At 67.8% G+C, this 13,789-nt stretch carries 16 protein-coding genes; 8 read left to right on the top strand and 8 right to left on the bottom strand.

Translation table 11 applies throughout. The annotated features are described in order from the left end of the window. Positions 1-88 precede the first annotated feature (88 nt). Together ACU6P3_RS27125 and ACU6P3_RS27120 are read left to right on the top strand one after the other, a co-directional pair. A complete protein-coding gene (locus ACU6P3_RS27125; RefSeq protein ID WP_447194510.1) occupies positions 89-295 on the top strand; it encodes a hypothetical protein in 207 nt (68 codons plus the stop codon). Beyond that, entirely contained in the window at positions 295-885 is a 591-nt protein-coding gene (locus ACU6P3_RS27120; protein WP_447194509.1) for an NADPH-dependent F420 reductase, read from the top strand. The genes ACU6P3_RS27125 and ACU6P3_RS27120 overlap by 1 nt, the downstream gene beginning before the upstream one ends. A gap of 109 nt (positions 886-994) precedes the next feature. On the opposite strand, the gene ACU6P3_RS27115 is transcribed toward ACU6P3_RS27120, so the two are convergent. Further along, positions 995-2,314: an IS630 family transposase gene (locus ACU6P3_RS27115; protein WP_447198078.1), complete on the bottom strand. Its 1,320-nt coding sequence runs from the start codon at positions 2,312-2,314 to the stop codon at positions 995-997. Between the two features lie 184 nt (positions 2,315-2,498). Next, positions 2,499-3,764, bottom strand: a complete 1,266-nt coding sequence (locus tag ACU6P3_RS27110) for an IS701 family transposase (protein WP_447194508.1) — start codon at positions 3,762-3,764, stop codon at positions 2,499-2,501. A gap of 337 nt (positions 3,765-4,101) precedes the next feature. Here ACU6P3_RS27110 and ACU6P3_RS27105 point away from each other — a divergent pair, with 337 nt between their 5' ends. Beyond that, complete coding sequence (locus tag ACU6P3_RS27105) at positions 4,102-4,296, top strand: hypothetical protein (protein ID WP_447194507.1); 195 nt, start codon at positions 4,102-4,104, stop codon at positions 4,294-4,296. Then, on the top strand, positions 4,289-4,789 hold the full coding sequence (locus ACU6P3_RS27100; RefSeq protein ID WP_447194506.1) for a flavin reductase family protein: 501 nt from the start codon (positions 4,289-4,291) through the stop codon (positions 4,787-4,789). Before ACU6P3_RS27105 ends, ACU6P3_RS27100 begins: the two co-directional genes overlap by 8 nt. Before the next feature lie 534 nt (positions 4,790-5,323). Here ACU6P3_RS27100 and ACU6P3_RS27095 read toward each other — a convergent pair. The 3 genes from ACU6P3_RS27095 to ACU6P3_RS27085 all read right to left on the bottom strand — a co-directional run bounded on the left by ACU6P3_RS27095 (position 5,324) and on the right by ACU6P3_RS27085 (position 8,115). Continuing rightward, the gene (locus ACU6P3_RS27095) at positions 5,324-6,604 is read right to left on the bottom strand and encodes a CynX/NimT family MFS transporter (protein ID WP_447194505.1); all 1,281 of its coding nucleotides are present in this window, start codon (positions 6,602-6,604) and stop codon (positions 5,324-5,326) included. Beyond that, positions 6,601-7,293, bottom strand: a complete 693-nt coding sequence (locus ACU6P3_RS27090) for a FadR/GntR family transcriptional regulator (RefSeq protein ID WP_447194504.1) — start codon at positions 7,291-7,293, stop codon at positions 6,601-6,603. Before ACU6P3_RS27090 ends, ACU6P3_RS27095 begins: the two co-directional genes overlap by 4 nt. A gap of 147 nt (positions 7,294-7,440) precedes the next feature. Next, the gene (locus ACU6P3_RS27085) at positions 7,441-8,115 is read right to left on the bottom strand and encodes a TetR/AcrR family transcriptional regulator (RefSeq protein ID WP_447194503.1); all 675 of its coding nucleotides are present in this window, start codon (positions 8,113-8,115) and stop codon (positions 7,441-7,443) included. Between the two features lie 433 nt (positions 8,116-8,548). On the opposite strand from ACU6P3_RS27085, the gene ACU6P3_RS27080 reads away from it, so the two are divergent. Then, a complete protein-coding gene (locus tag ACU6P3_RS27080; RefSeq protein ID WP_447194502.1) occupies positions 8,549-9,490 on the top strand; it encodes an oxidoreductase in 942 nt (313 codons plus the stop codon). Between the two features lie 8 nt (positions 9,491-9,498). Here the strand turns inward: ACU6P3_RS27080 and ACU6P3_RS27075 are convergent, their stop codons facing one another. The 3 genes from ACU6P3_RS27075 to ACU6P3_RS27065 all read right to left on the bottom strand — a co-directional run bounded on the left by ACU6P3_RS27075 (position 9,499) and on the right by ACU6P3_RS27065 (position 11,339). Beyond that, on the bottom strand, positions 9,499-9,732 hold the full coding sequence (locus tag ACU6P3_RS27075) for a hypothetical protein (protein ID WP_447194501.1): 234 nt from the start codon (positions 9,730-9,732) through the stop codon (positions 9,499-9,501). Positions 9,733-9,789: 57 nt separating this feature from the next. Then, positions 9,790-10,566 carry a GNAT family N-acetyltransferase gene (locus tag ACU6P3_RS27070; RefSeq protein ID WP_447194500.1) on the bottom strand — a complete coding sequence of 259 codons (777 nt, stop codon included), beginning with the start codon at positions 10,564-10,566 and terminating at the stop codon, positions 9,790-9,792. A 308-nt stretch (positions 10,567-10,874) separates the two neighbouring features. After that, positions 10,875-11,339: a MarR family winged helix-turn-helix transcriptional regulator gene (locus ACU6P3_RS27065; protein WP_447194499.1), complete on the bottom strand. Its 465-nt coding sequence runs from the start codon at positions 11,337-11,339 to the stop codon at positions 10,875-10,877. A 140-nt stretch (positions 11,340-11,479) separates the two neighbouring features. On the opposite strand from ACU6P3_RS27065, the gene ACU6P3_RS27060 reads away from it, so the two are divergent. The 3 genes from ACU6P3_RS27060 to ACU6P3_RS27050 all read left to right on the top strand — a co-directional run bounded on the left by ACU6P3_RS27060 (position 11,480) and on the right by ACU6P3_RS27050 (position 13,660). Beyond that, a complete protein-coding gene (locus tag ACU6P3_RS27060; protein ID WP_447194498.1) occupies positions 11,480-12,217 on the top strand; it encodes an SDR family oxidoreductase in 738 nt (245 codons plus the stop codon). Positions 12,218-12,357: 140 nt separating this feature from the next. Next, positions 12,358-13,263 (top strand): LLM class flavin-dependent oxidoreductase, encoded by a 906-nt coding sequence (locus ACU6P3_RS27055; RefSeq protein ID WP_447194497.1) that lies wholly within the window; start codon positions 12,358-12,360, stop codon positions 13,261-13,263. A 10-nt stretch (positions 13,264-13,273) separates the two neighbouring features. Continuing rightward, positions 13,274-13,660 (top strand): VOC family protein, encoded by a 387-nt coding sequence (locus ACU6P3_RS27050; RefSeq protein ID WP_447194496.1) that lies wholly within the window; start codon positions 13,274-13,276, stop codon positions 13,658-13,660. Positions 13,661-13,789: the final 129 nt, after the last annotated feature.

Below are 13,789 nucleotides of genomic sequence, written 5' to 3'. Positions count from 1 at the left end.
GCGGCTGGGTTCCGGCACGACACCGTTGGAGGCGCTTCCCCTCGTGGCGCGGGCGCTGACGGTGCGGGGGGTGTCGATACTGCGCTGGATGAGCCGCACCCCCAAGGAGAGGGCCCAGGACGTCGCCTTTGCCCAGGACCTGGCGCAGAACACGCCGGACCTGCTTGAAGTCGCGGCCAGCTACGACCTCGCCGACTTCAAGGCGGCCGTCGAGCACGCCCGCCGCCCGGCCAAGAGCGGAACCGTCTTGCTCACCACACCGCGGACGGCCGACTCCGGACACGGGGCCGCCTGATGAAGATCGGAATGCTCGGAGCCGGAGCAGTCGCTCAGGCCATCGCCCGGCACGCGATCCGTCACGGCCACGAGGTCGTGCTCAGCAACAGCCGAGGGCCGGCCTCCCTGGCCCCACTGGTCAAAGACCTCGGCGCGCTCGCGGCAGCCGCGACCCCTGCGGAGGCCGCCACCGCGGACCTCGTCGTGCTGGCGGTCCGCTGGCCGCAGACCCCTGACGCCGTCGCCGGGCTCCCCCGCCTGGACAATACCGTCGTCATCGACGCTACCAACCAGTTCGCCTCCCTTCCCCCGAACCCGGAGATCGCCGACCTGGGCGACCTCACCGGAAGCGAATACGTGGCCTCCCTGCTTCCCGGCGCACGCGTGGTCAAGGCGTTCAACGCCCTCTACGCGCAGTTCATCGCACCCGATCCCCGCCACGAGGCGGGGCGGCAGGTGCTGTTCCTCGCCGGCGACGACGCCGACGCCAAGAACACCGTGAGAGACCTGACCTCCGAGTTCGGCTTCGCCCCCCGTCGACCTCGGAACGCTGCGCGAGGGAGGGCGCCTCAATCGATCTCCCGGACCTGCACACGTTCAGCCACGTGATCAATTCTGGCCGTCCGATGCCGCCCGGCGCAGCAAACGGGCGACACGTCACGACGGGGCAAACCTTGCCGGTCGCGGCACTAGTGTGATGCGCCAGAAATCCTGATGGTTAGTTCTGCTCTGTTTTCGGGGCGGTGGTTCCGACCTTGGTGAGGTAGTCGGCGAGGGATTTGAGGATCTCGTCGGCTGTCTTGGTCCAGGTGAAGGGGCGCGGTTTCTCGTTCCAGGTGTCGATCCACGCGGTGATGTCGTTCTCCAGTGCCTTCACGGAGGTGTGGACGCCGCGGCGGATGAGCTTGTCGGTCAGCAGGCCGAACCACCGCTCGACCTGGTTCATCCAGGAGGAGCCGGTGGGGGTGAAATGGACGTGGAAGCGGGGGTGTTTGCCGAGCCACGTCCTGATCTCGGCAGTGTTGTGGGTGGCGTAGTTGTCACAGACGAGGTGCACGTCGAGCCCGGCGGGCACCGCCTTGTCGATCCGGATCAGGAACTTCTTGAACTCGATCGCCCGGTGGCGGCGGTGAAGTGCCGATATGACGGTGCCGTCGGCGATGTTGAAGGCTGCGAACAGGCTGGTGATGCCGTGCCGCAGGTAGTCGTGGGTGCGGCGTTCGGGCATGCCCGGCATCATCGGCAGCACTGGCTGGGAGCGGTCCAGCGCCTGGATCTGGCTCTTCTCGTCCACGCAGAGCACGACCGCCTTCTCGGGCGGGTGGTGGTACAGGCCGACAACGTCGACGACCTTGGCGACGAACTGCGGATCGGTGGACAGCTTGAAGGAGTCCTGCAGGTGAGGCTTGAGGTCGAACCGCTTCCAGATCCGCCCGATCGTCGACTTCGACAGGCCGGTGCGCTGGGCCATCGAGGCCCGTGACCAGTGCGTGTCCCGGCCCGGGAGCGACTCCAGGGTGGCCACGACGACCTCCTCGACCTGGTCGAGGAGGATCGAAGGCGGCCGGCCCGAGCGCGGCTCGTCCTGCAGGCCATCGAGGCGTTTCGCGATGAACCGGGCCCGCCAGCGGTCCACGGTTGACCTGTCGATACCGAGGTCGGCCGCGGCCTGCTGGTTCGTCCCGCCCTCCGCGCAGCGCAGCACGATCTTGGCCCGTAACGCGAGGAACTGGGCGGTCTTCGCCTGCCGGGCCCACTGCTGCAGCTGCCTGCGCTCAGCATCGTCGAGGATCAGATCGGCCTTCGGCCGGCCGACCCAGCCGGCGTCCTCAAGCCCCGCCATCCGCTCTGCGGCGAAAGCACGACGCCACTTGCCGACCGTCTTGGCCTGGACACCGACGAGCCGCGCGACACCCGCGTTCGACATGCCGTCAGCACACGCCAGGATGATGCGGGCCTTCTCGGCCGAGCGCCGGTGCGGCATCTTCGTCCGGCGCACCAACTCGGCGCGCTCAGCCTCGGACAACGTGACCGCCACAGCAGAAGGCCCCGAATGCGACATGCCAACAGGGTACTTACTAACCATCAGGATTTCTGCCGCATCACACTAGTAGTGCTTGGTCATGTTGGTGCGGGGTGTGGCATGTCGCGGTGACAGGTGGGGCAGGCGCCGGTCCAGATCGCGAGGAGTAATTGCAGCTCGCGAACGACTTGGTAGAGGCTCAGGCCGACGCCGTCTCTTTTGGGGATCGGCTCAGTCGCTGCAGGGTGCAGAAGGCGTGGGCGACCGAGACGAGGGTGACGTGGTGGTGCCAGCCTGGCCATGTCCGGCCTTCGAAGTGGGCCAGGCCCAGGGTCTGCTTCATCTCGCGGTAGTCGTTCTCGATGCGCCAGCGGAGCTTCGCGGTGCGCACGAGGACGGGCAGCGGAGTGGTCTCGGGCAGGTTGGAGAGCCAGAACTGCACGGGCTCGTCCTGGTCGGCGGGCCATTCGGCCAGCAGCCAGCGGACCGGGAGCCCGGTGCCAGCCGTGGCCTTGCGGATCTCCCGTCCGGCAGGCCGGACCCGCAGGGCCACGAAGCGCGAGTACATGCGCTTGCGCCCGCTGCGGCCACTGCCCGGCCTCGATCCCTCCCGCCACTGCACCGGCCGCGCGGCGCGTTTCCCGGCCGCGATGACCAGGCTCTTCACGGTCTGTGCTCGCTCGGGGTAGGCCGGGACCGGCCGTCGGCCCAGGCCGGGGTAGGCCGGGGTGCACGGCTGTGCATCCCCGGGGTGCGCCGTGGTCGTGGTCGAGATGCCCACCACATAGTCGAGACCGCGTTCTTCCAGGCCGAGCCGGAAGGCGGCGGTGTCCCCGTAGCCGCCGTCGGTGATGACCTGGGGTACTTCGATGCCCCAGGACCGCGTCTCGTCGATCATGTCGAGGGCCAGCTGCCACTTCTCGACATGGCCCACCTCGGCGGGGATGGCGCACCTGGCACGGCGGGCCACTTTGGCCGGATCTGCCTTCGGCGAGGCGGGGTCCCAGCTCCCGGGCAGGAACAGACGCCAGTTCACCGCCGCCGAGGCACCGTGGGAAGCCAGGTGCAGAGAGACGCCGGCCTGGCAGTTGGTGACTTTGCCCGCTGTGCCGGTGTACTGCCGGGTCACGCACGCGGACGCGTCCCCGTCCTTGAGGAACCCGGTGTCATCGATGATCAGCGCGGTGGGCTTGATGACCGGCTCCATGCGCCAGGCCAACCGGGCCCGCACATGCGCTGCATCCCACGGACTGGAAGTGACGAAGTGGGCCAGGGCCTGACGGTTCCCGTCCTCGCCCAGGCGGGCGGCCATCGGCTCCACCGACTTACGCCCGCCGTCCAGCAGCAGACCCCGCAGATAGACCACACCCCACCGTCGCTGATCCACCCGCGCGAACGGCTCGAACATCTCCGCCGCGAAGTCCTCCAGATCACACCGGACCGCAGCCAACTCCCCACCCAGCACACCCGGTCAACGACACGACCAATCAAAAAGACACGCCATCCCAGACCGCACATGACCAAGCACTACTAGCTAGTAGGACTCCAGTCACCGCGGCTTGGCAGCACCGTGCCGCTCCGTGGCGCATAGCGGCAGGAGCGCATAGGCATGCCGCTCCCGAGGCGTCCGCGATCTCGACGAGCCCGGACGCCCGCGACTCGCCCACGTGTGATTACTCCTTCCCGGCCTACCCGCTCGTTGTTACAGACGCCTAACACAATTTGGCTCGTCGGCGGCTTCTTGACCCGGATCGAACCACCTTATATGTTATCGAGGATTAACATTCGATGAGAGGGTCGTCATGGACTTCATCCTCATGGCTGAGGGGGACACCCCGGTCGGGCTCACGCTTGAGCGCCGCTATCGGGAGCTGATCGAGGAGGTGCCGCTGGCGGAGCGAGTGGGCTTCGATGCCTTCGGCAGTTCCGAGCAGCACGTCGCCCTGGGAGCGACTTCGGTCGCCGCGCACACTGCCCGGGAGGTGTCGAATGGCTAATCAAGTCCAGGGTCTGGACGTGGCCGCCTTCCGCTCGGCACTGGCTCAGTTCCCCTCAGGCGTAACGATCGTGACGACCCGAGGCGCCGGCGGCACGCCGCACGGATTCACCGCGAGTTCCTTCGCGGCCTTGTCGCTTGACCCGCCACTCATTCTCGTTTGTCTGGACCAAGGGGCGGACTGCTTCCCTGCCTTCGTCGCGGCTGAGCAGTTCGTGGTGAACATCGTGACGCCCGGACATGCGAAGTTGGCGATGAAGTTCGCCACGAAGGGCGAGGACAAGTTCGCACACGGGAGCTTCGAACCCGACGAAAATGGTCATCCGATACTGCCCGATGCCGCCGCGGTCATCCGCTGCGAGCTGGAGGAAGCAGTACCCGGAGGAGACCACGTAATCCTCATCGGCCGAGTACACGACGCCCGGACAGGTGATGGCAGGCCGGTGACGTGGTATCGAGGCGGCTTCCTCCACCTCGGGGAGAGCGTTGCGTGAACCACATCAGGCCCGGATCGACAGTCGTGGTGGACCCGCAGCGCTGTGGTGCGACCCTCTGCTCGAGCACGGTCCGCATGAGATTCGGTCCGTAGCCCGGGACCCATGGGGCAACACCGTGGTGATCTACGGACCGCAGTAGGTGAGTCCCGTGGCGGGTCTCTTTCCCGTCGGCCAACTGCCTGGCCCGCTCGCGCGTTTCGGCCCTCGCGGGGAACCTCACGTGCGCGACATGTACAGCCAGACCGCGCCCTTCTCGGACTCCCGGCATGTCAGCCGAACGGCATTGCCGCGATGCCTGGTGTCAGCACGTCCAGATCGGATGCGCCGCTGATCCCGACCCGGTGGAGTAGTCCACCGGGTCGGGATCAGCGGCGGTGACCAGCTATGCAGCTGGTCGAACACCCGCAGCGTGATCAGGCAGGAGCTGGCGAGTTCCTCAACAGGTAGTGGATGGTGCATGGCACCGGTGCTGCGTGGGCTGTCCGAAACCCGGCTTCTGAGCAGAGGTGTGGAGCGCGGTCACCAGCGTGGTTACTGACGCCGATGATGCCTGGCGACCGTCGACACGTGAACGTGGCGGTCGCGTCCAGCACCGTAACCGGCCGCGGCCATGACCAGGCTCAACGCGATGAGGAGGATGAGAGCACCAGTCCAGCTGTTCGTGGTGTCGTGGAGGATGCCGAGAAGAAGGGGCCCGGCCGCTGCGACGAGGTAGCCGATGGACTGAGCCATCCCGGCCAGGGCGGTGGTCTCGCTGGGGCCACTGGCGCGATGGCTCTGGAAGCTCAGGGCGAGCACGAGGCAGACACCGGCACCCAACCCGAGAAGAGTGCACGCCGCGACTGCCAGGGATGGAAGAAGGAGGAGGATCGCGAAGCCCCCAGCGACGAGCAGTGATCCCGCAGCAGCAACGAAGCGCTGGTCGTGACGGCCTCGAGTGATCAAAGGCAGCAACATGCTCGTGATCAGTGCGACGAGCTGGTAGTAGAACAGCATCCAACCAGCAGTTGTAGTGCTCATGCCCTGCTTGCTGAGGATGCTGGGCAGCCAAGCGACGGCGGTGTAGAAGGCAAGGGATTGCAGGCCCATGAAGAAGGACACCTGCCATGCCAGCCAGGATCGCCACGGGGTCGGAGCGTGTGTTCCGTCAGACTGAGCGCCGCCCTCCGCCCGGGCCCCGCGCAGTCGAGGCAGCCACACCGCGAGAGCGGCGAGGGCGACGACCACTCCCCAGGCCAGAGCCGAATGCCAGGTGCCGGGGAGGGCGCCGGCAAGGGGGACGGAGATGCCGGACGACAAGGCGGCGACCAATCCCATAACGGTGACATAGAGGGCACTGACGGTATGAACCTTCGAGCCGGGCACATGGGTACGAATTACCGTGGGCAAGAGGACATTGCCCACCGCGATCGCCCCCGAGAGGATCACGGTTCCGGCGAACAGGCAGGCAATCGAAGGAAGGGACCGGACAACGGTGCCCGCTGACAGCACTGCGAGAGAGGCCACCAGGAGTCGGGTGGTACCGAAGCGGTGTGAGGCCCGTCCGACGAAGGGCGAAGTCGCAGCGAAGACAAGCAGCGGCAGCGTACTCAGCACGCCACCCGCTGACGCGGACAACCCGGTGTCCTGCTCGATGGCCGGCAGCAGTGTGCCCACACCCGTCAGGGTCGCGCGCAGGTTGGCCGCCACCAGAAGAACAGCGATCAAGAGGCCGGCTGAAAGGGCGGGCGTAGGAATCGGCTTCACGGTCGGGGCCGGATCGCCCTGTACAACCGCGGTGAGGCCGACGGGGGAGTTCCTCGAAGTGGTCACTGCCGCTGTTCCGTTCCGGTCTCGGTGAGCTTCACGATTTCGGTGGCGCAGTAGCGTGCGCCGAGCTCGTCTTGGGCAGCGATCGCCTCCACGAGACGCCTGTGCAGAAGGGTGTGTTCTGAGGCTGTCTCGCTGGGCCAGAGTGTGCCGCCGATCTGCTCGGCGACCGCGACGCGGAGGACGTCGTACACCTCGGTGAGCAAGGTGTTCCCACTGGCACTCACTACGGCCTGGTGGAAGCGGGTGTCGGCCTCCGCGATGGCGGCCATCTCCTGTGAATCCGCGGTCTCCTCGGCCTCGCCGAGGAGACGCCTAAGGTGAAGCAGGTCATTCTCGGTACGTCTCAACGCGGCCTGGCCCGAGGCGTACTCCTCCAGGACTGCACGCAGTTCCAGTACGTCGCTCCGCCTCGACGTGTGGGCACGTCTCATCAGTACCGAGTGCATTTCGCTCGATGTCCGGACGTACGTCCCGTCGCCCTGGCGAGCCTCCAGAAGGCCCAGATGCACCAGCGCACCGATCGCTTCCCGGACCGTCGTGCGCCCGACGCCGAGCTGCTTGACCAGCTCATGTTCGGGCGGGACCCGCATTCCCACCGGCCATGCGCCGGATGTGATCTGTTCACGGAGGGTGTCCACCAGTTGCGCCGACAAGCTCGCGACACGGCGCGGCGCTCGGAGATCTTTCATAAGGTGACCCTAACATCGAATGTCTGACATCTGGAGGCCGGCAGAGACCGCCGCTTCGTAGGAGGTGGCGGTCTTGTCGTACCTGGTCGCGACGCGCCACCGCGCGCCGGCCACCGCGGCCGGCCCACAGCTACTGCCTGGCCGGGCTCAGGCGGAGGCGCGGGCGATGGTGCCCGCGGTGAGCGTGGCCAGCATCTCCCGCAGGGCAGTCACGAAGTCCAGCTTGAACGCGGTGAGTGAGGGGTCGGCTTCGTAGGCGGCGAGCATCGCCGGGGAGGGCCGCGCGTGTGTCCACACGGCGCCGACGGCCATGATCACGGCTGCGGTCAACTGCGGTGCGCTGTTGCCCAGCTCAGGAAGGTACTGGTGGGCCAACGCCGCGATGTCGGCGACGTTGGCCACGGCCGCGCGCTTATGGCGGGCGGCCACCTGCGGGGAAACGTTGTGTTCCAGTACGCCCGCCTGCGCGCTCAGCAGGTCACACAGGACCCGGCGTGGGGCGAGGGAGCCCGCGATGACGGCGGCGAACTGTTCCGCACGCCGGCTCACCGGAGCGTCCTGGTCGACGCCGGCCTGCAGAGGCGCGGGCAAGTCGGCCACCCACTGCCGCCAGGCACGGTCGAGCAACTCCAGCAGGATCGCCTCACGCGATTCGAAATAGCGCAGCACATTGGACTTCGCCAGCCCGACGCGGCGGCTCAGCTCGTTCAGGCTGATCTCGCCGATGGGCATCTCCTCGAGCATGGCGGCGGTGGTGTCGAGGATGGCCTTGCGCCGTATCTCGCGCTGCTCCTCACTGCGCGCGCGCTGGAAGTTCGTCATGCCCCCAGGTTACAGACTGCCGGTCTTTTGACATCAGACCGGTGGTCTTCTACGTTGGCGTCGCAGTCGAGCAGACCACCGGTCTGAAAAAAAGGAGGCAGGTCTTGGGCGGCGCACCAGGACCGACGCCCTTCATCCACGAAGTCGTCAACGAGGACTGTCTCGACGTTGTCGACCAGCTCTCAAGCGGACGACATGATCGGGCGCGGCGGCAGCCTGGGAGAACACCGCGGCACCGACGCATGCAAGAAGTTCACGGCGGCCCAGTGTCGTCGGCGCCTTCAGCGGCATGCGCCTGGACATCATCCAGGTCCTCGCCGACGCCGCCTTCGCCGAGGACACCCTCGGCATGCTCTTCCAGCTCGGTATTACGACCCTGCCGAGCGCCGCATGACCGCGCACAAAATCAACGAATCCGAGGAGCGTGACAACGGTGAACGTGACAACGGTGAACGACTGGACCCCCGACGACATCCCCGATCTGACCGGCCGCACCGCGCTGATCACCGGCGGGAATGGCGGGATCGGAGTCGAGACCGCCCGCGCGCTCGCCCGGCGCGGGGCCCGCGTCATCCTGGCCGGCCGCAGCCGGACCAAGCTGGACCAGGCCGCGGAGGCTGTGCGCGCCGCGACCCCCGAGGCCCGGACGGACACCCTCGTGCTCGACCTCTCCGACCTCTCCTCCGTCCGCGACGCGGCCACCCGCATCGCCGAGACCGAGACGGTTGACCTGCTCTTCAACAACGCCGGCGTGATGAACCTGCCCGAGCGACGGACCACTCACGACGGCCTCGAGATGACGGTCGGCACCAATCACCTCGGCCACTTCGCCTTCGACGCCCAAGTCTGGCCCGCCGTGCGCCGCTCGTCCGCACCGCGCGTGGTCACCGTCAGCGCCATCGCGGCGCGGTGGCCGATGGGCAGGCTGGACGACCTGATGAGCGAAAAGAGCTACCGCGCCATGGGCGCCTACGCCAAGTCCAAGCGCGCCAACATCGTCTACACCCTCGAACTCGCGCGCCGCACCGCAAGCAGCTCTGTCGAGGCCCTCGTCGTCCACCCAGGGTCGGCGATGACCGGTCTGCAGCAGCACGGCACCGGCGCTCTGAGCCGCATGGTCACCCCGATCGCCGCACGCCTGCTCATGGGCTCGGCCGAGGGCGCCGCCTGGCCCTCCCTGTACGCGGCGACCAGCCCATACGTCCAGTCGGGCCGGTTCATCGGCCCCGCCGGACGGGACCAGACCTCCGGCACCCCCAAGCCCGCCAAGCTCCCCACAGGCGCCGACGACCCCGCGGAGGGCAGGCGGCTGTGGGCGGCGAGCGAACAGCTCACGGGTGTCCCCTTCGACCTCGAAGCCGGGGCCGCCATCTAAGGTCGTCTTCAAACGGATCCGACACGTCGGTGCTCGCGCCGCACCTGCTCCAGGCCGCGCTCGTCCACGTCGACATGGCCCAAGAAGGTCACGCCCGAGGACCGGCGCGGCCTGACCGCGCTGTTCTGATCGAACGTCAACCCGTACGGCACGTGCCGGCTGGACATGGAGAAGCGGCTCGACCCGGAGCTCATGGTGCCCCAGCCCCGCACCCCGGCGGACGCCGCCGACCGATCGAGCACGGAGACACGATGAAGGACTTCGCTGACCTCACCGACCCTCGAACAAAGGGGTGTCGGCTACGGCTTGTACACGTACGGGGTCGTGGTGCTCAGAGCGGCAAAGCCGAGCCGCCGCAGGATCGGGCGGCTCTCGTCGGAGGCGTCCACCTGCAGGTAGCGGTGGCCGTGCTTGGCGGCGATCTTGGCGCGGTGTGCAACCAGCGCCCGGTAGACACCCCGGCCGCGCCAGGCGGGTACGGTGCCGCCGCCCCAGAGGCTGGCGAACTCGGTGCCCGGGTGTAGTTCCACCCGCGCCCCGCAGACCGGCATGTCGTCGGCCATCGCGACGACCATACTGACTGTCCCCGGGCTCTCGACCAGCATGTCGAGCAGGCTCGGCCGCAGCCAGTCCGCAGTCGTCTCGAACGCTCCCTCGTGCGCGGACAGCATGAGCTCCACGTCGGCCGGGGTGGTCACCGGGTGCAGCCGGACACCCTCGGGCAGGCCGCCGCCATCGGGCAAGTCCGCGATCCGGGCGATCATCAGGGTCTCGTCGGGCTCAGCCTCGAACCCGGCCGCCAGCAGCAGCTCGCCGAGATTCTCCGGCTGGTCGTGCGAGTAGTGCTTCCACTCGAACTCGCGGCCCAGCTCGGTGAAGTACTGCACCTGCTCGGCGATCGCCGACCGCGCCGTGGCCTGGTCCAGGCCGGACCAGACGACCGCGCTCCAGCCGCCCTTGGCACCGACCTGCCGCACCACCGTGCCGACCCGCTCGATCCGGGCGCCGAGCGCGTCGGCGAGAGTGTCCCGCCGCATCTGACGGTCGAAGAGGGCGAGTACGTCTGAAGTATCCATTCGCGGATTTCAGCACGGGCGAGAGGGCTCCCCAAGAGGATTTCCGCCCACCCGGAGGGAAGAGCCCCGCCCCAACTGTCAGCGCGCCCTTCCCACCGCGGGCGGGCGTGTCGACCAGCCGGGAGACCTCGCGAAGGCCCGAGGTTAGTGCCCCTCCCGGCAACGTTTGCCCCGTCGCGACGCCCGGCACGCGCGCTCGCCGCGTTGGCCAAAAGCCCAGGTAGCTCCGCTACATGGACTTCTGACCGCCTTGCGATCACACGCACCGGACGCCGCTCCTTGACGGGCAAACCTTGCCGGTCGCGGCACTAGTCGGATTGAGCGCCATCGGGGTCCGTTGTGCTGCGCCGGGCTATGAGTTCTTCCTCGATACGCCGGAGCGTGGCATTGACGATCTCGATGGTGGCGGGGTCGTCGATGATGCCCCGGAGGGTCCGGTCCCAGTTGTCGCGGAGGATCTGTTGATTCTGGTGGGCCTTGTCGGTGGGGTACAGGCGCACGCCTCGGGCGTTGCGGTCGTCCACGACGCGATCCACGAGCCCCCTCGTCTCCAGGCCACGCAGTACCCGGCTGAAGTTGCTCGACGGCAGCAAGGTCGCCTCCGACGCGGCTCGCGCGGACGTGCCGGGGTGGCGGTGGATGAACCGCATGACGTTGATCTCGATCGGCGTGCACGGCTCGAAGGCGGGGTCCGCCGGGGGCCGAAGCTGCCGCCCCACGGCGAAGACCAGGTCGGCCAGCTCGTGGAGACTGGCGGCTTTGACGTCGCTCATGCCACGAGGATACCTTCCTATTACTCGACAGCTATCAATTGACAGCTATCAATCGATAGCATTGAATGGCGGACGCCCCCGCGCCTCGAAGGCCGTGGCGCGCTCGGGCAATCCACCGACTCATGGATGAGGAATCCCCCATGGACATCAGCGGAGCCGTAGTACTCGTGACCGGAGCGTCGTCAGGCATCGGAGGCGCCACCGCACGCGCCGCCTCCCGCGCCGGTGCGCGCGTGGTGCTCCTCGCTCGCCGCGAGGAACGCATCCGACAGCTCGCCAAGGAACTCGGCGAGTCCGTGGCCCTGGCCGTGCCATGCGATGTGACCGACCAGGCCCAGGTCGCGGCGGCCGTAGAAGCCGCGATCGAGAAGTTCGGGCGGATCGACGTCCTGGTGAACAACGCAGGCCAGGGGCTGCAGGCGACCGTCGACGCCATCGACCCCGAGGACTTCCGGGCCGTCCTCGAACTCAACGTTGTCGCACCCCTGACCGCGACGCAGGCCGTCCTTCCGCAGATGCGCGAGCAGGGAGCCGGGGCCATCGTGAACGTGGGCTCCGGGATCATCTGGTCGTCGCTGCCCGGATCCGGCGCATACTCCGCCTCCAAGGCCGCCCTCGCCAAGCTCTCGGCGGTCGCCCGCGTCGAGCTCGCCGACGACAACATCGCCGTGTCGATGATGTTCCCATCGGTCACCGAGACCGAGTTCGTCAGGACGGTCCGCGGCGACGTCGCAGGCGCGCTGCAAATGGAGGGCTCCAGCGGCTTGGTACCCCAGTCGCCCGAGGGCGCCGCCGACACGATCCTCGATCTGATCAGGAGTGGCGCCGAGCAGGCCGACCTCGTCCCGGAGGAGTACGGCGGCACGCTCAAGAGCTGAGCCACCGAAAACTGACAATACCCCGACGCACGTCATGAGGCCGGGCGGGCGACGCCTCCCGCCGCTGTCGACGAAGCACGGCCGGCAGCGGTGGAAGGACACGCGCCACCCGGTCCGTTATCGAGGAAGAGACACGGCACATGGAGATAGGCGTAGGGCTGCCGGGTCATGTCACCGGAGTTGAGGAACGTACGTTGGTGACGTGGGCGCGGCGGGCCGAGGAGCGGGGATTCGCCTCGCTGATCGCCAGCGACCGCCTGGCCTGGTCCACTCCGGAACCCCTGATCACACTGGCCGCGGCAGCCGGGGCCACCGAACGCATCCGGTTGGTCACCAGCGTGCTGCTGGCCCCGCTGCACACCAACCCCGCGTTGTTCGCCAAGGCCGCGGCGACCTTGGACCGGATCGCGGGCGCCGGACGGCTGCATCTCGGTCTCGCTCCCGGAGCCCGCGAGGACGACTACCGGGCGAGCCACCTGGAATTCAGTACTCGAGGGCGTGCCCTGGACACACTGGTGGAACGCGTCACCGCCATCTGGCGGGAAGAGGAGGTGGGTCCGGCCCCGGTCACCCCCGGAGGGCCGCCGCTGTGGTTCGGCGGCGCATCGCAGGCGACGCTGCGGCGTATCGCGTCCCACGGCACCGGATGGATCGCCGGAACCGGCGGGGACATCGACGCGTTCATCACATTCGCCACCCGCCTCAACAGCCGCTGGAAGGAGGCCGGCAGGCAAGGACGTCCGCGCACCAGGGCCACGGCGATGTTCGCCCTCGGCGGCCACGCACACCGATCCCTCGCCCGCGCCGTCAACGACTACTACGCCTTCGCCGGCCCCGACTACGTCCGGACCGTCATCGACTCAGCGGCCATCACCGCCGACATGATCCGCGCAACCGTCACTGTGCACGAAGCAGCCGGACTCGACGAACTCGTCTTCGTGGGCAACGACACCGACCCGAAGCAGGTCGACCTGCTCGCCGACATCCTCGGGGACAGACTCACCTCCCCGAACAGCACGACCAGGGCGCCGGACCGCTCACATTGAAGGAACCAAGATGCCGAACGAGTTGAACCACTTCATCGTCCACTGCCGTAACCGGCGAGAGTCCGCTGCGTTCCTGGCCGACCTGACGGCCGCCCCCGCCCCCTTCGACTACGGCCGGTTCACGCAGGTCAACACATCGAACAACGTCGGCATCGACTTCGCCGACGACTTGGTCCCCGCCGACCGCATCAACGAAAGCCACATCGCGTTCCTCGTGACCGACGAAGAGTTCGACGCGATCCTGGCCCGCCTCGAGAAGAACTCCGTCCCCTACTGGCCGAACCCGGTCAAGACTCGCGAAGGCGAGATCAACCACCTGTTCGGCGGGCGCGGCCTGTACACACTCGACCCCGGCGGCACGGTCCTGGCCGAGTTCATCACCACGCCCTACAGCTGAGCTCGACTCCGTCGGGGATCTTGGGGATCCCCGACGGGGCAGCCTGATCAACGAACGGGCGTGATCGGCCTCTGTTCAAGGACCGACGCAGTTGTCGGGGCGCCCGTTGTCGCTCCACGCCCGTAGCCG

This window comes from Streptomyces hebeiensis (assembly GCF_052983195.1).
Note: the sequence above shows the minus strand (reverse complement) of the source record. Positions and strands in the feature narration are given on the sequence as shown.

Bases quoted from the DNA above. Each gene is read 5' to 3' on its own strand.
- ACU6P3_RS27125 (WP_447194510.1), top strand. From the start codon at position 89: ATGAGCCGCACCCCCAAGGAGAGGGCCCAGGACGTCGCCTTTGCCCAG.
- ACU6P3_RS27120 (WP_447194509.1), top strand. From the start codon at position 295: ATGAAGATCGGAATGCTCGGAGCCGGAGCAGTCGCTCAGGCCATCGCC.
- ACU6P3_RS27105 (WP_447194507.1), top strand. From the start codon at position 4,102: ATGGACTTCATCCTCATGGCTGAGGGGGACACCCCGGTCGGGCTCACG.
- ACU6P3_RS27100 (WP_447194506.1), top strand. From the start codon at position 4,289: ATGGCTAATCAAGTCCAGGGTCTGGACGTGGCCGCCTTCCGCTCGGCA.
- ACU6P3_RS27090 (WP_447194504.1), bottom strand. From the start codon at position 7,293: ATGAAAGATCTCCGAGCGCCGCGCCGTGTCGCGAGCTTGTCGGCGCAA.
- ACU6P3_RS27085 (WP_447194503.1), bottom strand. From the start codon at position 8,115: ATGACGAACTTCCAGCGCGCGCGCAGTGAGGAGCAGCGCGAGATACGG.
- ACU6P3_RS27070 (WP_447194500.1), bottom strand. From the start codon at position 10,566: ATGGATACTTCAGACGTACTCGCCCTCTTCGACCGTCAGATGCGGCGG.
- ACU6P3_RS27065 (WP_447194499.1), bottom strand. From the start codon at position 11,339: ATGAGCGACGTCAAAGCCGCCAGTCTCCACGAGCTGGCCGACCTGGTC.
- ACU6P3_RS27060 (WP_447194498.1), top strand. From the start codon at position 11,480: ATGGACATCAGCGGAGCCGTAGTACTCGTGACCGGAGCGTCGTCAGGC.
- ACU6P3_RS27055 (WP_447194497.1), top strand. From the start codon at position 12,358: ATGGAGATAGGCGTAGGGCTGCCGGGTCATGTCACCGGAGTTGAGGAA.
- ACU6P3_RS27050 (WP_447194496.1), top strand. From the start codon at position 13,274: ATGCCGAACGAGTTGAACCACTTCATCGTCCACTGCCGTAACCGGCGA.